We start from the raw sequence: 22,035 nt of genomic DNA on the forward strand, positions 1-22,035 counted from the left end.
GCCGCCCGTCACCGCCCCCCGGCTGCGTGGCGGGCCAGGGACAGCGCGACGCCCGAGTGGTCGAGGTGCCCGTCCCCGTCGTCGACGGCCCGCTGGTACACCGCGGAGAGGGTCGTCGCGATCGGCAGGGCCAGGCCGTGCGCCGCCGCGGCCTCGGCCACGAACCGCAGGTCCTTGAGCTGGTTGTCCATGCTCCCGCCGCCCGTGAAGTCGCCGGTGAGCCAGCGCTCGCCCTTCTGCCGGAGCGCCTCCGAGCCGGCCAGGCCGCCGCCGAGCAGCTCGAGCAGCGGCTGCCGGTCGATCCCGTGCGCGTCGGCCAGCACCAGCGCCTCGGCGAGCCCGCCGAGGGTCGCGGCGACGACCACCTGGTTGCACGCCTTGGCCACCTCGCCGGCGCCGCACGGGCCCAGGTGCCGCACCGTCGACCCGACCAGGGACAGCACCGGCCACGCGCGGCCCACCGCCTCCTCCGTGCCACCCACCATGACGCTCAACGCGCCGGACTCCGCACCGGCCGGACCGCCGCTGACCGGGGCGTCGACGACGTCGATCCCCGAGGCAGCCAGCCGCTCGGCGAGCCCGGCGACCCCCACGGGCGAGACGGTCCCGTGCACCACGAGGACCGGCCGGGACACGCCGGCGGCGGCCCAGCCGGCGAGCAGGCCGTCCTCGCCGTCGAGCACCGCCTCGACGTCCCCGAGGTCGGTGAGCACGGTGAGGGTGATCGCGGCCGCGGCGTCGGCCGGGCGGGTCACCACGTTCGCGCCGGCGGACCCGAGCGCCTCGGCCTTGGCCGGCGTCCGGTTCCACACGGTCAGCCCGCCGAGGGCGGTGAGGAGACGTCGGGCGATGGGTCCGCCCATCCGGCCGAGGCCGAGCAGGGACACGTCCGGGGTGCTCATGGGTCCTCCAGGTCGTCCGATCGAGGTCTGCCGGGCCGCGTCTTCGCCTCGCGCCCCGCCTCCCGCCCTACTCTGCACGGCGTGGGCCGGGGCCGGTCCACCGAGCAGGAGGGAAGAACCGTGGACGTCTCCTCGACCGGTGCCCCGACGGTGGTCGGGGCCGGCGCGCACGCCGTGCCGTCGTCCTGGGCCACGCGGGCCGGGGTGACCATGCTGCACATCGCCAACCACACGCCGTCGGCGGTCACCGTCTACCTCGCCGCCGTGCTCGCGGCGGCGGCGGCGGTCTCGGCGCTCGAGGACTGGGCGTTCGGTGACGCGGTCTGGTGGGCGTTCGTCACCACGACGACCACGGGCTACGGCGACCTGTCGCCGGCGACGGGGGCCGGCCGGGTGATCGCGGTGGTCACGATGTTCGTCGGCATCGTGGGGATCGGCGTCATCGTCGGGCGGATCGCCGCCGTCGTCATCCGGACCAGGGACGACTTCACGCACGAGGAGCAGGTCGAGATCGCCCACGAGTCCGACGAGCAGCTGCGGCTGCTGCGGGAGATCCAGGCGCGACTGGAGGCGGGCGGCGGTTCGCCCGACCGCGCCTCCTGACCGTGCGCGCGGCAGCTGCCGGGGCCGTTCCCGCGCCGCGTGCCGACCCCCGCGATGCTCCGTTGGCCGCGCACCCGTCGCGGTCCTAGCGTGCACGGATGGCGCTCATCTACCCCGTGGTGGCCGACGCTCCCGAGCCGGAGGACGGGACGGACCCGACTTCTCGGAGCTAGCCACCGATCTGTCCGACGCCTGGCTCGTGGAGATAGCCGTCGACGACGACGGGGACGACGCGTGCTTCGGCCCCCTGACCGCACGGGCAGCGTGGGACCTCGCGGTCGACGTCGACCAGCGGCGTCCGGAGTGGGCGGTGTCGGTCGTGCCGTTGCACGTCGCCGGGACGGCGGACGAGCTGGTCGCCCTCTTCGAGGACCAGCCGGGTCCAGGCGACGCGGGGCGCTGACGTCGGCTCCGGGTGGTGGCAGGGTGCTGCCGTGGTCGCGCGCCGGGTCCCCCGCTGGTCGGAGTTCTCCGAGCTGGTCCGGCCGCGTCGGCTCCCCGGCGACGCCACCGACCGGCGGCTGGCGCGGGCCGCGACGGTCGGCGACCTGCGGGACCTGGCCCGGCGGACGGTCCCGCGCGCCGTGTTCGACTACACCGACGGGGCCGCAGGGGCGGAGATCTCGCTGCGGCGCTCGCGGGAGGCCTTCGAGCGCGTCGAGTTCTGCCCGCGGGTCCTGCGCGACGTGAGCGTGGTCGATCCCTCCACGACGCTGCTCGGCGCACCGTCGGCGCTGCCGCTGGTGTTCGCGCCCACCGGCTTCACGCGGTTGATGCACACCGAGGGCGAGTCGGCGGTGGGCCGGGTCGCCGAGCGGATCGGCGTCCCGTACGCGCTGTCGACGATGGGGACGACGTCGGTCGAGGCACTGGCCGAGGCGGCGCCCGGCGCCCGGCGGTGGTTCCAGCTCTACCTTTGGCGGGACCGGGCGGCCAGCGACGCCCTGGTGCAGCGCGCGGCGGCCGCCGGCTACGAGGCGCTGGTGCTCACCGTGGACACCCCGGTCGCCGGCCCGCGGCTGCGCGACGTGCGCAACGGCTTCTCGATCCCACCCGCGCTCACCCTGCGCACCGTCGCCAACGCCGCCGTCCACCCGCGCTGGTGGATCGACCTGCTCACCACCCCACCGCTGGAGTTCGCCTCGCTCCGCTCCTGGGGCGGCACGGTGGCCGACCTGGTGGACCGCGTCTTCGAGCCGGCGGCCACCCTGGCCGACGTCGCGCGACTGCGCGCATCGTGGCCGGGAGCCCTGGTGGTCAAGGGCGTCCAGGGGGTGGACGACGCCCGCGCCGTCGTGGACGCGGGGGCCGACGCCGTGGTCGTCAGCAACCACGGCGGTCGGCAGCTCGACCGCTCACCCACCCCGCTGGAGCAGCTGCCCGCCGTCGCGCAGGCAGTCGGGGACCGCGCCGAGGTGTACGTCGACGGTGGCGTGCTCGACGGCGCCGACGTCGTCGCCGCGGTCGCCCTCGGCGCCCGGGCGTGCCTGGTGGGCCGGGCGTACCTGTACGGGCTGATGGCCGGCGGGGAGCGCGGGGTGCAGCGGACGGCCGACATCCTGACCACGGAGATCACCCGCACCATGCAGTTGCTCGGCGTCGCGGGCGTGGCCGACCTGACCGCGGAGCGGGCCCGCCTGCGTCCGTGAGCCGGTGGTGACGTGCTGGAGCGGCCTTCCTGCAGGGGCCCGCGGGTCGCGGAGCCACTCGTCGGGGGCAGGCAGGTCCTTCTAGAGTGCCGCATGGACCTCGTCGAGATCGTGCCCTCGGTCGAGCAGTACGCGTTCACCTTCGGCGGGGTGCCCCCGCTGCGGCGCGTGACGCCGGGGACGGCGTTGCGGCTGTGGTCCGACGACGCCTTTGGCGGTGCGCTGCGCAAGGTCACGGACCTCTCCGGCGAGAAGGTCGACCTGCGCTACGTGAACCCGCAGACCGGGCCCTTCTACGTCGAGGGCGCCGAGCCCGGCGACACGCTGGCCCTGCACCTCGTGGCCCTGGAGCCGGCCCGGGACTGGGGCGCCTCGGCCGCCATCCCGTTCTTCGGGGGGCTAACCAGCACCGACCGGGTCGCCACGCTGCAGGACCCGCTGCCCGACACCACCTGGATCTACGAGCTCGACCGGGCGCGCAACACGGTGACCTTCGTCGCCGGGCACAGCGACTTCTCGGTGGACCTCCCGGTCGAGCCCATGCTGGGCACGGTGGGTGTCGCCCCGCCTGGGGGAGAGGCGCGCAGCTCGCTGGTGCCCGAGCGCTTCGGCGGCAACATGGACACCCCGCAGATGCGGGCCGGCACCACCTGCTTCCTCGGGGTGAACGTCGAGGGCGCGCTGTTCTCCATGGGCGACGGGCACTACCGGCAGGGCGAGGGGGAGGCCTGCGGGACCGCCGTCGAGGGCGCCATGACCACCACGCTGATCGTGGAGCTGATCAAGGGCGGGGGACCCGCCTGGCCGCGCCTGGAGGACGACACCCACTGGATGACCGTCGGCTCCAGCCGCCCCCTCGAGGACGCGTGGCGGATCGGCCAGGTCGAGCTCGTGCGCTGGTTCGGCGAGCTGTACGGACTGTCCGCGATGGACGCCTACCAGCTGCTCTCGCAGATCACCGAGGTGCCGATCGCCAACGTGGTGGACGCGAACTACAGCGCCGTCGTCAAGGCGCGCAAGTCCCTGCTGCCCACGGCCTCGGCGTACGGCGGACTGCACGCGGACCTCCGGCAGCGCGCTGCCGGGCTGCTCTGACCCGATCCCGGAGACCAGGGAGACCTCATGGACCTGCAGCTGACCGGCGCCCGCGTGCTCGTCACCGGGGGCACCCGCGGCATCGGGCGGGCGACCGTCGAGGCGTTCGCCGACGAGGGCGCCGCCGTCGAGTTCTGCGCCCGCGACGCCGGGGAGATCGAGACGACCGAGAAGGCCCTGGCCGGCCGCGGCGCCGGTGTGCGCGGGGTGCAGCTCGACGTCCGCGACGGCCCGGCGCTGACCGCGTGGGTGGGGTCAGCGGCCGGCCGGCTGGGCGGGATCGACGCGGTCGTGGCGAACGTGAGCGCACTGGCGACCGAGGACACCGAGGAGAACTGGCGCACCTGCTTCGAGGTCGACCTGATGCACACCGTCCGCCTGGCGAAGGCGGCCCTGCCGCACCTCGAGGCGAGCGACAACGGGTCGATCGTGGCCGTCTCGAGCGTCTCCGGGCGGGAGTCGGACGTGGTGTCCGGCCCGTACGGGACGATGAAGACGGCGATCGTCGGCTACGTCTCCGGGCTGGCGTTCCAGCTGGCCGGCCGGGGCGTGCGGGCGAACGTCGTCTCCCCGGGGAACACCTACTTCCCGGACGGGTTCTGGTCCGCCGTCGAGCGGAACGCCCCGGACGTGTTCGCGTCGGCGCTGGCGCTGAATCCCACCGGCCGGATGGGGACGCCGGAGGAGATGGCGAAGGCCGTCGTCTTCCTGTCGAGCCCGGTGTCCAGCTTCACGACCGGCACGCACCTGGTCGTCGACGGCGCACTCACCCGCGGCATCCAGCTCTGACGCAGCGGGGTCCGCGGCGACCGGGATCGCCGCGGTCAGCCCGGGTCGTGGGCTCCGTCCGGGGAGGCGACGTGGACCGTCCGTCGGGTCTCGTACCAGGTCGCGCCGACCGGCTCCCCGGCCATGTTCCAGCTCCAGGAGACGTGCGGGGTGATCCGCAGGAACAGACCGGGACCCACCATCCCGACCCGCTCCACCGGGCCGTCGGCCACGCCGTAGACCCTGATCCCGCGCGCGACGAACGGGTCGAGGGAGGGGAGGTCGTCCACCACCAGCGCGACCTTCCGGCGTCCGGCCAGCACGTTGGCGATCTTGCGGGTCCGCAGGACGCTCCCCCCGGAGCCGCCGACCCAGAAGTGGGCTCCGTCGAACTCAACGGCGACCGGCACGACGTCGGGCTGGTCGTCCTCGCCCGACGTCGCCAGCCGGGCGATCCCGTGGGAGCGCAGGAACTCCAGCTCGTCGGCCGCGAAGGTCACCTGGTCACCAGCCGCGGGCGCGCCACTCGCCGAGGTGCGGGCGCTCTGCGCCGAGCGTGGTGTCCTTCCCGTGCCCCGGGTACACCCAGGTGTCGTCGGGGAGGGCGTCGAACAACCGGGCCTGGACGTCGTCGATCAGGCTGGTGAACCGGGCCGCGTCCTGCTGGGTGTTGCCGACACCGCCGGGGAACAGGCTGTCGCCGGTGAACACGTGCGTGCCCGCGCCCTCGGGCCCGCGCCAGACCAGCGCGATCGACCCGGGGGTGTGACCGCGCAGGTGCACGACCTCCAGCGTCTGGTCGCCCACCGCCACGGTGTCCCCGTGCTCGACGGTCCGGGTCACCGGGACCGGGAGGTCCCCGGCGTCGGCCGGGTGCGCGATCGTCTCCGCGCCGGTGGCCGACACCACCTCCGGCAGGGCGCGGTGGTGGTCCCAGTGGCCGTGCGTGGTGACCACGGCGCGCAGGTCGGCGCCCTCGATGAGCGCGAGCAGCGCCGCGGGCTCCGCCGCGGCGTCGACGAGCACCGACTGGCCGGTGCCGGGCCCGGTGCCGGTGTCGGTGAGCAGGTAGGCGTTGTTCGCCATCTCGCTGACCGCCAGCTTGCGGATGGTCAGCCCGGGCAGCGCCCGCACGTCCGCCGGGCCGCCGACCGTGACGTCGCCGGTGTAGGTCTGCGCGCTCATCCCGCTCCCAACTGGAACTGTCGGTGGCCCCGGATAGGTTCGTCGCATGGACGGTAGTGCAGCGCCCGGGTCCACCTCCCTGCACGACCCCGGGGTGGTCGGGCTGCCCGCCACCGAGATCGCGGCCCGGGTGCGCGCCGGCGAGCTGTCCGCCGTCGAGGTCGTCCGGGCGCACCTGCGCCACCTCGCCGCGGCCGACGCGCGCCTCGGCGCGTTCCGCGTGGTCCGCACCGAGGCCGCCCTGGCCGAGGCGGCCGAGGTCGACGCCTCCCCGCGGCGCGACCGGCTGCCGCTGGCCGGCGTGCCCATCGCGGTGAAGGACAACGTCGCCGTGGCCGGGGAGGTGGTCACCGACGGGTCCCGCGCCCACTCCCCGGCGCCCGCTCCCACCGACCACCCCGTGGTGGCCCGGCTGCGGGCGGCCGGTGCCGTGGTCGTCGGGATCACCCGGGTGCCCGAGCTGTGCCTGTACTCGGCCACCGACGGTCCGGGCACCGTCACCCGCAACCCCTGGGACACCGCGCGCTCGTCCGCCGGGTCCTCGGGCGGCAGCGCGGCCGCGGTCGCGGCGGGCATAGTGCCGCTGGCCCAGGGCAACGACGGGATGGGGTCGCTGCGGCTGCCCGCGGCCGCCTGCGGCCTGGTCACGCTGAAACCCGGGTCGGGCGTCGTCCCGGCGTCCATCGGGGCCGACAGCTGGTCGGGGATGGCGGAGAACGGCGTGCTGGCGACCACGGTGGCCGACCTGCGCGCCGGTTCCGCGGTGCTCGCCGGGGCGGAGCCGGGGCCGCCACCGGGCGAGGGGGCGCCGCTGCGCGTCGCGGTCTCCACCCGCTCCCCGCTGCCCGGGGTCCGGCTCGACGCCGCGGGGCGGGCCGCTGTCGACGCCGTGGTGGCCGAGCTGCGGTCCGCCGGGCACACCGTGGTCCACCGCGACCCCCCGGTCACCGCGGGCGCCGCCCTCGGCGCCGTCGCCCGCTGGCTGGCCGGCGCCGACGCCGACGCCGACGCGCTGGGCCTGGACCGGTCGGCGCTGGAGCCGCGCAGCCGCCGGCACGCGCAGCTGGGGCGCTGGGTCCGCCGGGCCGGGCTGGTCCGCCCGGGCGTGGCCGCCCTGTTCCGGTCCCGGATGGGCGAGTTCTTCGACCACGTCGACGTCCTGCTCACCCCGATCGTCACCGGTCTCCCCCTGCCGGCCCGGCCGTGGCACGAGCGCGGCCTGCTGGCCAACCTCACCGCCAACGCGCGCTGGGCGCCGTGGGCCGCCGCGTGGAACCTGTCCGGTCTCCCGGCCCTCGTGCTGCCGGCCGGTCCCGGTCGCGAGGGCCTGCCGACGGCGGTCCAGCTGGTCGGTCCGGCAGGCTCCGAGACGCGACTACTCTGGCTGGCCGGAGAGCTGGAGCGCCGGCTGCCCTGGCGCCGGCACGCCCCCGTGTTCGACCCCCGGGACCCGGTCGGCTGACGCGCCGTCCCGGGGGCACCGTCGTCACCGGGAGAGACGCAGCCGACACACCGGCGGGGGAGTGCACCCCACCGGGGAGGCGTTCTCCTCGGCGATGACCGACAGCGCGCGAGAGCACGGAGCACCGTCCCACCTCTGGCTCAGCCAGACCCGAACCACTGCGACCGACAGGGATCACATGGACCGGCTCGTCGTCCGCGGCGCCCGCGAGCACAACCTCAAGGACGTCCACCTCGACCTGCCCCGCGACGCGATGATCGTGTTCACGGGGCTCTCGGGCTCGGGCAAGTCGAGCCTCGCCTTCGACACGATCTTCGCCGAGGGCCAGCGCCGGTACGTCGAGTCGCTGTCGGCCTACGCCCGCCAGTTCCTCGGCCAGATGGACAAGCCGGACGTCGACTTCATCGAGGGGCTGTCCCCGGCGGTCTCGATCGACCAGAAGTCCACCAACCGCAACCCGCGGTCGACCGTCGGCACGATCACCGAGGTCTACGACTACCTGCGCCTGCTGTACGCCCGCGCCGGTCAGCCGCACTGCCCCAACTGCGGCAAGCCGATCTCCCGGCAGACGCCGCAGCAGATCGTCGACCAGGTGCTGGCCATGGCGGAGGGCACCAAGTTCCAGGTGCTCGCCCCCGTCGTCCGGGCACGCAAGGGCGAGTACGTCGACCTGTTCAGCTCGCTGCAGACCCAGGGGTTCTCCCGGGTCCGGGTCGACGGCACCGTGCACCCGCTGACCGAGCCGCCGAAGCTGAAGAAGCAGGAGAAGCACACGATCGAGGTGATCGTCGACCGGCTCACCGTGAAGGAGAGCGCGAAGCGGCGGCTCACCGACTCGGTCGAGACCGCGCTGGGGCTGGCCGGCGGGCTGGTCGTGCTGGACTTCGTCGACCTGCCCGAGGACGACCCGCACCGCGAGCGCACCTTCTCCGAGCACCTCGCCTGCATCGACGACGGGCTGTCCTTCGAGGCGCTCGAGCCGCGGTCCTTCTCCTTCAACTCGCCGTTCGGCGCGTGCGCGGAGTGCACCGGCATCGGCACCCGCAAGGAGGTCGACCCGGACCTCGTCATCCCGGACCCGACCAAGAGCCTGGCCGACGGCGCGGTCGCGCCGTGGGCCGGGTCGATGAGCAACGAGTACTTCCTCCGGCTGCTCAGCGGCCTGGCGGACATGCTCGGCTTCTCCATGCAGGACCCGTGGGAGAAGCTGCCCGCCCGGGTGCAGAAGGCCGTCCTGCACGGCTCGCCCGACCAGGTGCACGTCCGCTACAAGAACCGCTACGGCCGCGAGCGCAGCTACTACGCCGCCTTCGAGGGCGTGCTGCCCTTCCTCGAGCGCCGGCACGAGGACACCGACAGCGACTTCATGCGGGACAAGTACGAGGGCTACATGCGCGACGTGCCGTGCCCCGTCTGCCACGGCACCCGGCTCAAGCCGGAGATCCTCGCGGTCAAGCTCAACAGCCGGTCGATCGCGGAGGTCACCAACCTCTCCATCGGCGAGGCGTCGCAGTGGCTGGGCGCGCTGGAGCTCGGGGAGCGGGAGAAGGCGATCGCCGACCGCGTGCTCCGGGAGATCCAGGCCCGGCTGTCCTTCCTCGTCGACGTCGGCCTGGACTACCTGTCCCTGGACCGCCCGGCGGCCACCCTCGCCGGCGGCGAGGCGCAGCGGATCCGGCTGGCCACCCAGATCGGCTCCGGGCTGGTCGGCGTCCTGTACGTGCTCGACGAGCCGTCGATCGGGCTGCACCAGCGGGACAACGTCCGGCTGATCGAGACCCTGGTCCGGCTGCGCGACATGGGCAACACCCTGATCGTCGTCGAGCACGACGAGGACACGATCAAGCACGCCGACTGGATCGTGGACATCGGTCCCGGTGCCGGCGAGCACGGCGGTGAGGTGGTGGTCAGCGGCACCTACCAGGACCTGCTGGCCAGCGAGCGGTCGCTCACCGGGCAGTACCTGTCCGGCCGCCGGGAGATCACCATCCCGGCGAACCGCCGGGAGCCCGCCCCGGGCAAGGAGCTGGTGGTCAAGGGCGCCCGCGAGAACACCCTGCGCGGGATCGACGTCGCCTTCCCGCTCGGCTGCCTGGTGGCGGTGACCGGGGTCTCCGGCTCCGGCAAGTCCAGCCTGGTCAACGACATCCTCTACACGACGCTGGCCAACGAGCTGAACCGCGCCCGCATGGTGCCCGGCCGGCACCGGACCATCACCGGTCTCGACCAGCTGGACAAGGTGGTCGGGGTCGACCAGTCGCCGATCGGCCGCACCCCGCGGTCCAACCCGGCCACGTACACCGGCGTCTGGGACCACGTCCGCAAGCTGTTCGCCAGCACCACCGAGGCCAAGATGCGGGGCTACCAGCCCGGCCGCTTCTCCTTCAACGTTAAGGGCGGCCGCTGCGAGGCGTGCTCCGGCGACGGCACGCTGAAGATCGAGATGAACTTCCTCCCCGACGTGTACGTCCCCTGCGAGGTGTGCAAGGGCGCCCGGTTCAACCGGGAGACCCTCGAGGTGCACTACAAGGGCAAGACGGTCGCCGAGGTCCTCGACATGCCGATCGAGGAAGCCGCCGACTTCTTCGAGGCCATCCCGGCGATCTCCCGGCACCTGCGCACGCTCACCGACGTGGGCCTGGGCTACGTGCGGCTCGGCCAGCCGGCCACCACGCTCTCCGGCGGGGAGGCGCAGCGGGTGAAGCTCGCCAGCGAGCTGCAGAAGCGGTCCAACGGACGCACCATCTACGTCCTCGACGAGCCCACCACCGGACTGCACTTCGAGGACATCCGCAAGCTGCTGCTGGTCATCCAAGGCCTGGTCGACAAGGGCAACTCGGTCATCGTGATCGAGCACAACCTCGACGTGATCAAGAGCGCCGACTGGATCATCGACATGGGTCCCGAAGGCGGCTTCCGCGGGGGCCAGGTCGTGGCCGAGGGGCCGCCCGAGTTCGTCGCGACGGTGCCCGAGAGCCACACCGGCCGGTTCCTGGCGACCATCCTGGACCCGGAGGCGGTGGCCGCGGCCGCTGCCCCGAAGAAGCGGGCCCGCAAGAAGGCCAGCTGACGTCCGCCCTCCCGGGCCGGGACCGGCCCGGGAGGGCAGCCGTCGGCGGCGGGTGGATCGGCGACCGGCGGTGCCGCCCGCGGACGGCCGGCGCGGGGCGGACGGCCGTCGTCCACGGGCGTTCTGCTGGGCGTTCCCGCAGGGCGGGACGGGTCCGCCGGACTGTCGGCGTGTCGACCTAATCTGGTGACATGCCCGACCCCTCCACGTATCGGCCCGCGGTCGGCAGCATCCCGGAGTGCCCCGGGGTCTACAGGTTCCGCGACCCTGCCGGCCGGGTCATCTACGTCGGCAAGGCCAAGAGCCTCCGGCAGCGGCTCAACAGCTACTTCGCCGACGTCGCCGGCCTGCACCCGCGCACCCGGCAGATGGTCACCACGGCCGCGTCCGTCGAGTGGACCATCGTCGGCACCGAGGTCGAGGCACTCCAGCTCGAGTACAACTGGATCAAGGAGTTCGACCCGCGCTTCAACGTCCGCTACCGCGACGACAAGAGCTATCCGTCGCTGGCCGTGACGCTGAACGAGGAGTACCCGCGGCTGCAGGTGATGCGCGGGCCGAAGAAGAAGGGCGTCCGGTACTTCGGGCCCTACGCGCACGCCTGGGCGATCCGGGAGACGCTGGACACGCTCACCCGGGTCTTCCCGGCCCGCACCTGCTCCAACGGCGTCTTCAAGCGGGCGAGCCAGATCGGCCGCCCCTGCCTGCTCGGGTACATCGGCAAGTGCGCCGCGCCCTGCGTCGGCCGGGTCAGCGCCGAGGAGCACCGGGAGATCGTCGACGACTTCTGCGACTTCATGGCCGGCCGGACCGACTCGATGGTCAAGCGGCTCGAGCGGGAGATGGCCGAGGCCGCCGAGGCGATGGAGTACGAGAAGGCCGCCCGGCTGCGCGACGACCTCGGCGCCCTCAAACGGGCCATGGAGAAGCAGGCCGTCGTCCTCGGGGACGGCACCGACGCCGACGTCGTCGCCTTCGCGCAGGACGAGCTGGAGGCCGCCGTGCAGGTCTTCCACGTGCGCGGCGGGCGGGTCCGCGGTCAGCGCGGCTGGATCATCGACAAGGTCGAGGAGATCACCACCGGCCAGCTCGTCGAGCAGTTCCTGCTGCAGGTGTACGGCGGGGTCGACGAGCAGACCGGCGTGGGGGAGGCCGGCGAGGCGGTGCCGCGCGAGGTGCTCGTGCCCGAGCTCCCGGACGACGCCGACGTCTACGCCGAGCTGCTCAGCGAGCTGCGCGGCTCCCGGGTGTCCCTCCGGGTGCCCCAGCGCGGCGACAAGCGCAACCTCATGGAGACCGTCGAGCGCAACGCCAAAGAGGCCTTCGCGCGGCACCGGGTGAAGCGGGCCAGCGACCTCACCGCCCGCTCCCTGGCGCTCGCCGAGATCCAGGAGGCGCTCGACCTGCCCGAGGCGCCGCTGCGGATCGAGTGCATCGACATCTCGCACGTCCAGGGCACCAACGTCGTGGCCAGCATGGTCGTGTTCGAGGACGGCCTGGCCAAGAAGTCCGACTACCGGCGGTTCTCCGTCGCGCAGGGCACCGACGACACCGCGGCGATGGCCGAGGTGGTCCGCCGGCGGTTCGCCCGCCACCTCAAGGAGGAGGCCGACCGCCGGGACGACCAGGGCATCGCCGCCGAGGAGGGCCGGCCGCGCAGGTTCGCCTACCCGCCGAACCTGCTGGTCGTCGACGGCGGGGCGCCGCAGGTGGCCGCCGCGAGCCGGTCGCTGGCCGAGCTCGGCATCATCGACGTCGCGGTGTGCGGCCTGGCCAAGCGCATGGAGGAGGTGTGGCTGCCCGACGACCCCGACCCGTTGATCCTGCCGCGCACCTCCGAGGCGCTGTACCTGCTGCAGCGGGTCCGGGACGAGGCCCACCGGTTCGCGATCACCTACCACCGGCAGCGACGATCCACCACGATGCTGGTCTCGCTGTTGGACGACGTCCCGGGGCTCGGCGAGACCCGGCGGAAGGCGCTGATGAAGCAGTTCGGCTCGCTCAAACGGCTGCGGGCGGCCACGGTCGAGGAGCTCACCGCGGTGCCCGGGATCGGCCGGCGCACCGCGGAGGCGGTGCTCGCCGCCGTCGCCGAGCCGGGGGCGCCGCCCGCCGAGCCCGACCCCGACGTCGAGGGCGCCGGCCCGGACGACGAGGCGCTGCCCTCCGCCGCGCAGGAGCGGCCGGTCCACGGGCCCGCCGCGGGCGAGATGGCCGAGGTCGGCCGGGTCCGGCCGGCCGCCGGGGCGGGCGCGTGAGCGCGCTCGGGTCGCCGCCCTCCGGAGGAGGGCCTGCGGGGGAGCACCGTGCGGCCGAGGGGCCGCCGGCGGGACCGCAGAGCGACGTGCCGCCGTCGCTGGACGGCAGCACCACCGAGTTGCCACCGCTGGACGTCGTGGTGGTGACCGGGCTGTCCGGTGCCGGCAAGAACAGCGCCGGCCGGGTGCTGGAGGACCTCGGGTTCTTCGTCGTCGACAACCTCCCGCCTGCCCTGCTGCAGCCGATGGTCGAGCTGGGCGCCCGCGGCGACCTGCGCCGCTTCGCCGCCGTCGTCGACGTGCGCAGCCGTGCGTTCTCCAGCGACCTGCAGGAGGCGATCCGGCTGCTCGCCGGGGCCGGGCACCGGCCGCGGGTGGTGTACGTGCACGCCCGCAACGAGGTGCTGATCCGCCGGTACGAGTCGGTGCGCCGCGAGCACCCGCTGCAGGGCAGCGGCCGGCTGATCGACGGGATCGACGCCGAACGGGAGCTGCTCACCGGCATCGCCGGGGAGGCCGACCTCTGGATCGACACCAGCGACCTCAACGTGCACCAGCTGCGGGACACCCTGGAGTCCGCGTTCGTCGAGCACGGGGCACCCCCGCAGGTCGTCGCCACGGTGCTGAGCTTCGGGTTCAAGTACGGCCTGCCGCTGGACGCCGACCTCGTGGTCGACGCCCGCTTCCTGCCGAACCCGCACTGGGTGCCCGAGCTGCGGCCGATGACCGGCCGGGACGCCGAGGTGCGCGACTACGTGCTGGCCCAGGACTCCGCCGAGCCGTTCCTGGACGGGTACATGGAGGTGCTCCGGCTGCTCCTGCCCGGGTACCAGCGGGAGGGCAAGCGCTACCTGACCCTCGCGGTGGGCTGCACCGGCGGCAAGCACCGCAGCGTCGCCATCGCCGAGGAGTTCGCCCGCCGGCTGTCCGCCGAGGGCGTGCCCGCGACCGCCCGCCACCGCGACCTGGGGCGCGAGTAGTGGCCGGCCCGCCCCTCAGGGTGGTCGCCCTCGGAGGCGGCCACGGCCTGGCAGCCGCCCTGGGCGCCTGGCGTCAGCTCACCCCCGACGTGACCGCGGTGGTCACGGTCGCCGACGACGGCGGGTCCTCCGGTCGCATCCGGCGGGAGATGCCGGTCCTGCCGCCGGGTGACCTCCGCATGGCGCTGGCAGCGCTGGCCGGGGACGCCCCGCGGACCCAGGAGATGGTGCGGCTGATGCAGCACCGGTTCGGCGGCGAGGGTGTGCTGGCCGGGCACCCGGTGGGCAACCTCGTGCTGACCGGTCTCACGGAGATGTACGGCGGGGACAGCGTTCGCGCCCTCCAGGTGGTGGAGGACCTGCTCGGCGCCACCGGCCGGGTGCTGCCGATGGCCGAGGTGCCGCTGGACCTGGTCGCGACGGTGACCAGCGTCGATCCCGACGACCCGCAGGAGACCCGCCGGATCCGCGGGCAGGTCGCGATCGCCTCCACGCCCGGCCACGTCACCGAGATCCAGGTGTCCCCGGCCGACCCGCCGGTGCCCGACGCCGTGCTCGAGGCGATCGCCGCGGCCGACGTCATCAGCCTGGGCCCGGGCTCCTGGTACACCTCGGTGCTGCCGCACCTGCTGATCCCGCGACTGCGCAAGGCACTGGAGGTCAGCCCGGCCCGGGTGGTCGTCGTGCTGAACCTGGAGCCGCAGGTGGGGGAGACCGACGGCTTCTCGCCGGAGGAGCACCTGCGCGTCCTGCTGGCCCATCTGGGGAGCGTGTCGCTCCACACCGTGATCGCGGATGCGGCTGCGGTTGTTGACCGGCGTGGTCTCCTGTCTGCTGTGCAGGGATGTGGGGCGGAGCTGGTGCTCGCACCGGTCGCCGCGCCCGACAGCGCACCACGGCACGAACCCTCCCGGCTCGCCGCCGCACTGGCCTCCGTGGTCGGTGCGCGGTGACCGGCGGGGGAGGGCCCCGGCACGACCGGGGCACGGCCGGCACACAGGGGGAGAGGAACAACCGTTGAGGGCGATGGCTGGGGACACGAGAGCAGGTCGCGGCGGGCGCGCAGGGAGGTGGACGTCGTGGCGATGACGGCGATGGTCAAGGACGAGCTCTCCCGCGTGGAGTGCACCAAGACGTCCGAGCGCAAGGCCGAGGTGACGGCGCTGCTCCGGTTCTCCGGGGGGCTGCACATCGTCGGCGGCCGCGTGGTCATCGAGGCGGAGCTGGACACCGGCTCGGTCGCCCGGCGCCTGCGCCGGGACATCAGCGAGGTCTACGGCTACACCAGCGGGGTCAGCGTCCTGGCCGGCGGCAACATCCGCCGCGGCGTGCGGTACCTGGTGCGGATCGCCAAGCACGGCGAGGGACTGGCCCGGCAGACCGGCCTGGTCGACCAGCGGGGCCGCCCGGTGCGGGGCCTGCCGCCGTCCGTGGTGTCGGGCAGCATCGGCGACGCCGAGGCCGCCTGGCGGGGTGCCTTCCTGGCGCACGGCTCGCTGACCGAGCCGGGGCGGTCGTCGTCCCTCGAGGTGACCTGCCCGGGCCCGGAGGCCGCGATGGCGCTGGTCGGCGCGGCCCGGCGGCTGGGCATCGGCGCGAAGGCACGCGAGGTGCGCGGCACCGACCGCGTGGTGGTGCGGGACGGCGACGCGATCAGCGCGCTGCTCACCCGGATGGGCGCGCACGACGCCGTCATGGCCTGGGAGGAGCGGCGGATGCGCCGGGAGGTCCGCGCCACCGCCAACCGGCTGGCCAACTTCGACGACGCCAACCTGCGCCGCTCGGCGCGGGCGGCGGTGGCGGCGAGCGCCCGGGTGGAGCGCGCGCTGGAGATCCTCGGCGACGACGCTCCCGAGCACCTGCTGATCGCCGGCCGGCTGCGGCTGGAGCACGGCCAGGCCTCGCTCGAGGAGCTCGGCCAGCGGGCCGATCCGCCGATGACCAAGGACGCGGTGGCCGGCCGGATAAGGCGTCTGCTGGCCATGGCGGACAAGCGGGCCAAGGACCTCGGCATCCCCGACACGGAGTCCGTCGTCACCGACGACATGCTGGCGCAGTGACCCGACCGGTCCCCGCCACCGGCGCCCCCGGAGGCGAGGACCGGCCGGTCGGGTGCCACGGTGCGGGCCGATAGGCTCTGGGCGCGATGTGGCCGCGCACACGCGTGGTCGACGCTGCGGCCGGGCCACCCGGGTCCGGTTGCGCGACACGGTCTGGGAGGTCCGCAGTGACGGTACGGGTCGGGATCAACGGGTTCGGTCGGATCGGCCGCAACTTCTATCGGGCAGTGGCCGCCAGCGGCGCGGACGTCGAGATCGTGGCGGTCAACGACCTCACCACCCCCGAGGCTCTGGCGCACCTGCTGAAGTACGACAGCATCCTGGGCAAGTTCCCCGAGGAGGTCTCCGCCGTCGGGGACGGCATCAAGGTCGGCGGTGCCACCCTCAAGGTGCTGGCCGAGCGTGACCCGGGGAACCTGCCGTGGGGCGAGCTCGGCGTGGACGTCGTCGTGGAGTCCACCGGCTTCTTCACCAAGGCCGATGACGCGCGCAAGCACGTCGACTCCGGGGGCGCGAAGAAGGTCGTCATCTCCGCGCCCGCCACCGGCGACGACCTGACGATCGTCATGGGCGTCAACGACGACCTGTACGACGGTTCCCAGACCATCATCAGCAACGCGTCCTGCACCACGAACTGCCTGGCCCCGCTGGCCAAGGTGCTCAACGACGCGTTCGGCATCGAGCGCGGCCTGATGACCACGATCCACGCCTACACCGCCGACCAGAACCTGCAGGACGGCCCGCACAAGGACCTCCGCCGGGCCCGCGCCGCCGCGCTCAACATGGTGCCGACCTCCACCGGTGCCGCCAAGGCCATCGGCCTGGTGCTGCCGGACCTGAAGGGCAAGCTCGACGGCTACGCCATCCGCGTGCCCGTGCCCACGGGCTCGGCCACGGACCTCACCGTCCAGCTGAGCCGTGAGGCCTCGGCCGAGGACATCGACGCCGCCTACCGCGAGGCCGCCGCGGGCCCGCTCGGCAAGTACCTCACCTACACCGACGCGCCGATCGTCTCCTCCGACATCGTCACCGACCCGTCGTCGTGCATCTACGACGCCAAGCTCACCAAGGTGTTCGGCCCGATGGCGAAGGTGCTCGGCTGGTACGACAACGAGTGGGGCTACTCCAACCGCCTCGTCGACTCCGTCGTGCTGGTCGGCAGCAAGCTCCAGTGATGCGGTCCGTCGACGAGCTCATCGCCGACGGGGTCGCGGGTCGGCGCGTCCTGGTGCGCGCCGACCTGAACGTCCCCCTGGACAAGGCCCGGCTCCGCGAGGGCGCGGCCGCGATCACCGACGACGGCCGGATCCGGGCGAGCGTGCCCACGATCCAGGCGCTGCGGGAGGCCGGCGCCCGGGTCGTCGTGGCCGCGCACCTGGGCCGTCCCGCGGGTGAGCCGGACCCGCAGTACTCCCTCGCGCCGGTGGCCGCGCGCCTGGGCGAGCTGCTGGGCACCGACGTCCCGCTGGCGGCCGACGTCGCCGGGCCGGACGCCACCGGCCGGGCGGCGGAGCTCGCCGACGGGGGCGTGCTGCTGCTGGAGAACGTCCGCTTCGAGGCGGCGGAGACCAGCAAGGACGACGCCGTCCGCGGGGAGCTCGCCGACCGGCTGGCCGGGCTGGCCGACCTCTACGTCGACGACGCCTTCGGCGCGGTCCACCGCAAGCACGCCTCGGTGTACGACATCGCCCAGCGCCTCCCGCACGCCGCCGGGCGGCTGGTCGCGCGGGAGCTGGAGGTGCTGACCCGGCTCACCGAGAGCCCGGAACGGCCCTACGTCGTGGTGCTCGGCGGCTCCAAGGTGAGCGACAAGCTCGCCGTCATCGAGGCGCTGCTGCCGAAGGTCGACACCCTGCTGGTGGGCGGCGGGATGTGCTTCACGTTCCTGGCCGCCCAGGGGCACGGCGTCGGGAAGTCGCTGCTGGAGGCCGACCAGGTCGACACCTGCCGACGGCTGCTGGCCGAGGCGGGGAACCGCATCGTGCTGCCGCTCGACGTCGTGTGCGCGCCGGAGTTCAGCGCCGACGCCGAGACCACCGTGGTCCCGGTGGAGGGGATCCCGGACGGGCAGATGGGTCTCGACGTGGGCCCGCGCACCGTGGAGCTGTTCGGTTCCGCGCTCGGGGACGCGCGCACCGTGTTCTGGAACGGGCCGATGGGCGTCTTCGAGCTGGCCCCCTTCCAGGCCGGCACCCGCGGGATCGCGCAGGCGGTCGCCGCGGTCGACGGGCTGTCGGTGGTCGGCGGGGGCGACTCCGCCGCCGCCGTCCGGCAGCTCGGCCTCGACGAGGCTGCGTACGGGCACATCAGCACCGGGGGCGGCGCGTCCCTGGAGTACCTCGAGGGCCGGCAGCTGCCGGGTCTCGCGGCGCTCGCCGACTGAGGGGATGGCGATGGCACGCACGAGGAACACCCCGGCGGTCCGCGAGGGGCGCCGTCCGCTCATCGCGGGCAACTGGAAGATGAACCTGACCCACCTCGAGGCCATCGGGCTGGTCCAGAAGCTGGCGTTCTCGCTCACCGAGGTCCAGCTCGAGGCCGCCGAGGTGGTCGTGCTCCCGCCGTTCACCGCGCTGCGCAGCGTCCAGACGCTGGTCGCGGGGGACAAGCTGGGGATCGGGTACGGCGCGCAGGACCTCTCGGCGCAGGACTCCGGTGCCTACACCGGCGAGGTCAGCGGGGTGATGCTGGCGGCGCTGGCCTGCCAGTACGTCGTCGTCGGTCACTCGGAGCGGCGCACGCTGCACGCCGAGGACGACGCCGTCGTCGCGGCCAAGGTGCAGGCCGCGCTGCGGCACGGGCTCACCCCGCTGCTCTGCGTGGGCGAGGGGCTCGACGTCCGGCGGGCCGGCGCGCACGTCGCGCACTGCACCGGCCAGCTCGACGCGGCCCTGGCCGGGCTGACCGCCGAGCAGCTCGGCGGCCTGGTGGTCGCCTACGAGCCGGTGTGGGCCATCGGCACCGGTGAGGTGGCCACCCCGGACGACGCGCAGGAGGTCTGCGCGGCACTCCGGGCGCGGCTCGCCGAGAGCTTCGGCCCGGGGACGGCGGCGGGCGTCCGTATCCTCTACGGCGGGTCGGTGAAGGCCGGTAGCGCGGCCGGCATCCTCGCCGGGCCGGACGTCGACGGAGCGCTCGTCGGCGGTGCCAGCCTGGACGCCGACGAGTTCGCATCGATCTGTCGACACGCCGCCGACGGGGGCTGACCGCCGCCGGCACTGACCGGGCGGAGCAGCACCACGGTGATCCACCGCACTGACCGACGGCCGGCCGGCCGCCGTCCCCTCCGGGGCGCGCACCGGCCGGCCGTCGTGCTGTCCCTCCTGCTCGTCCTCGGGCTGCTGGCCGGCTGCGGCAGCGGCAACAGCGGCGTGGCCGGGGTGCCAACCCTCACCGGGGAGGCCGGCGCGGGGGTCGACGGGGTGCGCGCCCCGTCGGACGCGACCGGCGGCACGCTCCGGCTGGTGACCGGCGAGGTGGACAGCCTGGACCCGCAGCGCTCCTACGTGCCCGGTGTCTGGAACCTGATGCGGCTGTACGTCCGCACGTTGGTGACCTACTCGAGCGAGCCGGGGCGGACCGACGAGCTGGTCCCCGACCTCGCCACCGACCTGGGCACCACACCCGACGGCGGGCGGACCTGGACCTGGACGCTCAAGGACGGCGTCCGCTTCGAGAACGGCCAGCCCATCACCTCCCGGGACGTCAAGTACGGCATCGAGCGGTCCTTCGCCTCCGACGTCGTGGTGGGCGGCCCCAGCTACGTCGTCGACCTGCTCGACGACCCGGCCAACCCCTACGCGGGTCCCTACCAGGACGAGACCCCGGACAGGCTCGGCCTCGGCTCGATCGCCACGCCCGACGACCGGACGATCACCTTCACGCTGACCACCCCCGCTCTGGACTTCCCGTTCGTGATGGCGCTGCCCTCCAGCAGCCCGGTGCCGGTCGGCGAGCAGGCCGCCGGCGCCTACGGGGCCGACCCGGTGTCGTCGGGGCCGTACACGGTCACCTCCGTCGATCCCCGGGCCGGCATCCGGCTGGAGCGCAACCCGGAGTGGGACCCGGCGACCGACGAGGTGCGCACCGCGCTGCCCGACGCGGTCGTCGTCCGCACCGGCATGTCCGGCCTGGCCCGCGACCAGGCGCTGCTGGCCGGCTCGGCCGACATCGACGTGTCCGGCAGCGGGGTGCAGCAGACCATCACCACCGGCCGGCTGGACGACGAGCAGGTCGCCGCCCGCGTCGACGACGTGACCACCGGCTCGGTGCGGCTGCTCGCGCTGCCGACGACCGTGGCCCCGATGGACAACGCCGACTGCCGGGCCGCGGTGGCCGCCGTCGTCGACCGGGCCGCGGTCCAGGAGAGCCTCGGCGGCGCGACCAGCGCGGTCCGGACCGCCCGGCTCTGGCCCCGCGCGCTCGACGGGGGGCCCGAGCAGACCGATCCGCGGCCGGACCTCGACGCCGCCCGGGAGGCGCTGGCGCGGTGCGGCCGTCCCGACGGGTTCAGCACGGTGTTCGCCGTCCCCGATGCCACGGGCGCCGTCGCCCTGGCGGACACCGTGTCCGGGGCACTCGCCGAGGTCGGCATCACGGCGGACGTGCGGCGGCTGGACCCGACCACGTACTACGCCACCGACGTCGGCAACCCCGAGTCGGTCACCGCGAACGGCTACGGCATCGTGCTGGCCACCTGGACGGCGGACTTCCCGACCCCGGCGTCGTTCCTGGTGCCGCTGGTCGACGGGCGGTCCATCCGCACGGTGGGCAACACCAACTACGCCCACCTCGGCGTCCCGGAGATCAACGCCCTGGTCGACACCGCCCGCGCGGCCGCGGAGCCGGCGGCCGCCGACGAGGCCTGGCAGCAGGTGGTCGGCGCGGTGGAGGAGACCGGCGTGTACGTGCCGCTGGCCACCAACAAGGTCCAGCTGCTGAGCGGGCAACGGCTGCGCAACGGCGTGGTCATGCAGCCCTACGGGGGCTACGACGTGGCCACTGCCGGCGTCGGCTGACAGCCGCAGGGAGCATCGCAGGGAGCGCCAGCGACCGGGGGCGCGGAAGCCGACGGGCGACGGGCGACAGGGTGGGCTGACGGGTCGGCCCGACGAGTCGGTCGCGGGGGACGCCACCGGCGGTCGGCTAGGCTGGAACGTCGAGAGGCCGGCTCCCCGGCCCGAGCAGTGTCCGCCGTCAGTCCCGCCCGTCAGGGTGCCTGCCGTCACCCGTGCCCACGGGACAGGAGAAATCGCATGGAGCTGGTCCTCAACGTGCTGCTGGTGCTCACCAGCATCGTGCTCGTGGTGCTCATCCTGCTGCACCGCGGCAAGGGCGGTGGGCTGTCCTCGATGTTCGGTGGCGCGGTCTCCTCGCAGCTGTCGGGCAGCTCGGTGGTGGAGAAGAACCTCAACCGGATGACCGTCTTCGCCGGCCTGGTCTGGACCGTCTGCATCGTCGCGCTCGGCATCCTCATCAAGGCCGGTTGACCTGGCCGTTCCGCGGAACGGCCGGGCTGAGAACCGCAGTTCTTCCGGACGCTTGCGAGCCGATACAGACGGTGTTCGCATCGTGACCTGAGTCCGGCCGGGGAGGCCCTAGACTGCCCGGGCGGTGATCAACTCGGTGCCGCGTCGAGGCGACGATCAGGGGGCCGCTCGTGGCTGGTGGGAACGCGATCCGGGGCAGTCGGGTCGGTGCGGGGCCGATGGGGGAGGCCGAGCGGGGCGAGGCCGCGCCGCGCCGGCGGGTCGGCTTCTGGTGCGCGAACGGACACGAGTCCCGGATAGCCTTCGCGGCCGACGTCGAGCTGCCGGAGACCTGGGACTGCCCGCGGTGTGGCCTCCCGGCCGGCCTCGACGAGCAGAACCCGCCGCCGGCACCGCGCACGGAGCCCTACAAGACGCATCTGGCCTACGTCCGCGAGCGGCGCAGCGACGCTGACGGTGACGCACTCCTCGAGGAGGCGCTGTCCCGGTTGCGGGCCCGCCGCGGCGCATGATC

General features: G+C 74.0%; 20 protein-coding genes. 17 read left to right on the forward strand and 3 right to left on the reverse strand.

Going from position 1 to position 22,035, the window contains the following annotated elements:
- Positions 1–8: 8 nt before the first annotated feature.
- Positions 9–902, reverse strand: coding sequence for an NAD(P)-dependent oxidoreductase (locus tag HL189_RS13690; protein ID WP_369134260.1), 894 nt, complete (start codon positions 900–902; stop codon positions 9–11).
- A 120-nt stretch (positions 903–1,022) separates the two neighbouring features.
- Here HL189_RS13690 and HL189_RS13695 point away from each other — a divergent pair, with 120 nt between their 5' ends.
- The 5 genes from HL189_RS13695 to HL189_RS13715 all read left to right on the forward strand — a co-directional run bounded on the left by HL189_RS13695 (position 1,023) and on the right by HL189_RS13715 (position 5,038).
- Positions 1,023–1,505: a potassium channel family protein gene (locus tag HL189_RS13695; protein WP_369134261.1), complete on the forward strand. Its 483-nt coding sequence runs from the start codon at positions 1,023–1,025 to the stop codon at positions 1,503–1,505.
- A gap of 199 nt (positions 1,506–1,704) precedes the next feature.
- On the forward strand, positions 1,705–1,908 hold the full coding sequence (locus HL189_RS13700; RefSeq protein WP_369134262.1) for a hypothetical protein: 204 nt from the start codon (positions 1,705–1,707) through the stop codon (positions 1,906–1,908).
- Positions 1,909–1,939: 31 nt separating this feature from the next.
- Positions 1,940–3,154 (forward strand): alpha-hydroxy-acid oxidizing protein, encoded by a 1,215-nt coding sequence (locus HL189_RS13705; RefSeq protein WP_369134263.1) that lies wholly within the window; start codon positions 1,940–1,942, stop codon positions 3,152–3,154.
- Positions 3,155–3,247: 93 nt separating this feature from the next.
- Positions 3,248–4,249, forward strand: coding sequence for an acetamidase/formamidase family protein (locus tag HL189_RS13710; RefSeq protein WP_369134264.1), 1,002 nt, complete (start codon positions 3,248–3,250; stop codon positions 4,247–4,249).
- A gap of 27 nt (positions 4,250–4,276) precedes the next feature.
- Positions 4,277–5,038 (forward strand): SDR family NAD(P)-dependent oxidoreductase, encoded by a 762-nt coding sequence (locus HL189_RS13715; RefSeq protein WP_369134265.1) that lies wholly within the window; start codon positions 4,277–4,279, stop codon positions 5,036–5,038.
- A 35-nt stretch (positions 5,039–5,073) separates the two neighbouring features.
- Here the strand turns inward: HL189_RS13715 and HL189_RS13720 are convergent, their stop codons facing one another.
- Together HL189_RS13720 and HL189_RS13725 are read right to left on the reverse strand one after the other, a co-directional pair.
- Positions 5,074–5,517 carry a PPOX class F420-dependent oxidoreductase gene (locus HL189_RS13720; protein WP_369134266.1) on the reverse strand — a complete coding sequence of 148 codons (444 nt, stop codon included), beginning with the start codon at positions 5,515–5,517 and terminating at the stop codon, positions 5,074–5,076.
- Positions 5,518–5,521: 4 nt separating this feature from the next.
- Positions 5,522–6,202 carry an MBL fold metallo-hydrolase gene (locus tag HL189_RS13725; protein ID WP_369134267.1) on the reverse strand — a complete coding sequence of 227 codons (681 nt, stop codon included), beginning with the start codon at positions 6,200–6,202 and terminating at the stop codon, positions 5,522–5,524.
- 46 nt (positions 6,203–6,248) lie between these two features.
- On the opposite strand from HL189_RS13725, the gene HL189_RS13730 reads away from it, so the two are divergent.
- The 12 genes from HL189_RS13730 (at position 6,249) to HL189_RS13785 (ending at position 22,033) form a co-directional block, all read left to right on the forward strand.
- A complete protein-coding gene (locus HL189_RS13730) occupies positions 6,249–7,664 on the forward strand; it encodes an amidase (protein ID WP_369134268.1) in 1,416 nt (471 codons plus the stop codon).
- A gap of 178 nt (positions 7,665–7,842) precedes the next feature.
- Positions 7,843–10,734, forward strand: a complete 2,892-nt coding sequence (gene uvrA / locus HL189_RS13735) for an excinuclease ABC subunit UvrA (RefSeq protein ID WP_369134269.1) — start codon at positions 7,843–7,845, stop codon at positions 10,732–10,734.
- 191 nt (positions 10,735–10,925) lie between these two features.
- Positions 10,926–12,992, forward strand: coding sequence for an excinuclease ABC subunit UvrC (uvrC, locus tag HL189_RS13740; protein WP_369134270.1), 2,067 nt, complete (start codon positions 10,926–10,928; stop codon positions 12,990–12,992).
- Between the two features lie 86 nt (positions 12,993–13,078).
- Positions 13,079–13,972 carry an RNase adapter RapZ gene (gene rapZ, locus HL189_RS13745; protein WP_369134271.1) on the forward strand — a complete coding sequence of 298 codons (894 nt, stop codon included), beginning with the start codon at positions 13,079–13,081 and terminating at the stop codon, positions 13,970–13,972.
- Between the two features lie 20 nt (positions 13,973–13,992).
- Positions 13,993–14,925 carry a uridine diphosphate-N-acetylglucosamine-binding protein YvcK gene (yvcK, locus tag HL189_RS13750; protein WP_369134272.1) on the forward strand — a complete coding sequence of 311 codons (933 nt, stop codon included), beginning with the start codon at positions 13,993–13,995 and terminating at the stop codon, positions 14,923–14,925.
- A gap of 126 nt (positions 14,926–15,051) precedes the next feature.
- Positions 15,052–16,032, forward strand: coding sequence for a DNA-binding protein WhiA (gene whiA, locus HL189_RS13755; protein ID WP_222267132.1), 981 nt, complete (start codon positions 15,052–15,054; stop codon positions 16,030–16,032).
- A gap of 167 nt (positions 16,033–16,199) precedes the next feature.
- On the forward strand, positions 16,200–17,207 hold the full coding sequence (gene gap / locus HL189_RS13760) for a type I glyceraldehyde-3-phosphate dehydrogenase (RefSeq protein WP_369134273.1): 1,008 nt from the start codon (positions 16,200–16,202) through the stop codon (positions 17,205–17,207).
- Positions 17,207–18,415 (forward strand): phosphoglycerate kinase, encoded by a 1,209-nt coding sequence (pgk, locus tag HL189_RS13765; protein ID WP_369134274.1) that lies wholly within the window; start codon positions 17,207–17,209, stop codon positions 18,413–18,415. The genes gap and pgk overlap by 1 nt, the downstream gene beginning before the upstream one ends.
- Before the next feature lie 10 nt (positions 18,416–18,425).
- Complete coding sequence (gene tpiA / locus HL189_RS13770) at positions 18,426–19,238, forward strand: triose-phosphate isomerase (protein WP_369134275.1); 813 nt, start codon at positions 18,426–18,428, stop codon at positions 19,236–19,238.
- Between the two features lie 36 nt (positions 19,239–19,274).
- Complete coding sequence (locus tag HL189_RS13775; protein WP_369134276.1) at positions 19,275–21,050, forward strand: ABC transporter substrate-binding protein; 1,776 nt, start codon at positions 19,275–19,277, stop codon at positions 21,048–21,050.
- 237 nt (positions 21,051–21,287) lie between these two features.
- Entirely contained in the window at positions 21,288–21,521 is a 234-nt protein-coding gene (gene secG, locus HL189_RS13780) for a preprotein translocase subunit SecG (protein WP_369134277.1), read from the forward strand.
- Positions 21,522–21,691: 170 nt separating this feature from the next.
- Positions 21,692–22,033, forward strand: a complete 342-nt coding sequence (locus HL189_RS13785) for an RNA polymerase-binding protein RbpA (RefSeq protein ID WP_222267122.1) — start codon at positions 21,692–21,694, stop codon at positions 22,031–22,033.
- Positions 22,034–22,035: the final 2 nt, after the last annotated feature.

The sequence above is a fragment of the Modestobacter sp. I12A-02662 genome (assembly GCF_041028325.1).
In the GTDB taxonomy this organism is placed as follows: domain Bacteria; phylum Actinomycetota; class Actinomycetes; order Mycobacteriales; family Geodermatophilaceae; genus Modestobacter.

What these genes read in the sequence shown, in the direction of transcription:
- HL189_RS13725 (WP_369134267.1), bottom strand. Translation starts at nt 6,202, where the DNA reads ATGAGCGCGCAGACCTACACCGGCGACGTCACGGTCGGCGGCCCGGCG.
- HL189_RS13730 (WP_369134268.1), top strand. Translation starts at nt 6,249, where the DNA reads ATGGACGGTAGTGCAGCGCCCGGGTCCACCTCCCTGCACGACCCCGGG.
- uvrC (WP_369134270.1), top strand. Translation starts at nt 10,926, where the DNA reads ATGCCCGACCCCTCCACGTATCGGCCCGCGGTCGGCAGCATCCCGGAG.
- HL189_RS13690 (WP_369134260.1), bottom strand. Translation starts at nt 902, where the DNA reads ATGAGCACCCCGGACGTGTCCCTGCTCGGCCTCGGCCGGATGGGCGGA.
- secG (WP_369134277.1), top strand. Translation starts at nt 21,288, where the DNA reads ATGGAGCTGGTCCTCAACGTGCTGCTGGTGCTCACCAGCATCGTGCTC.
- tpiA (WP_369134275.1), top strand. Translation starts at nt 18,426, where the DNA reads ATGGCACGCACGAGGAACACCCCGGCGGTCCGCGAGGGGCGCCGTCCG.
- pgk (WP_369134274.1), top strand. Translation starts at nt 17,207, where the DNA reads ATGCGGTCCGTCGACGAGCTCATCGCCGACGGGGTCGCGGGTCGGCGC.
- uvrA (WP_369134269.1), top strand. Translation starts at nt 7,843, where the DNA reads ATGGACCGGCTCGTCGTCCGCGGCGCCCGCGAGCACAACCTCAAGGAC.
- HL189_RS13710 (WP_369134264.1), top strand. Translation starts at nt 3,248, where the DNA reads ATGGACCTCGTCGAGATCGTGCCCTCGGTCGAGCAGTACGCGTTCACC.
- HL189_RS13715 (WP_369134265.1), top strand. Translation starts at nt 4,277, where the DNA reads ATGGACCTGCAGCTGACCGGCGCCCGCGTGCTCGTCACCGGGGGCACC.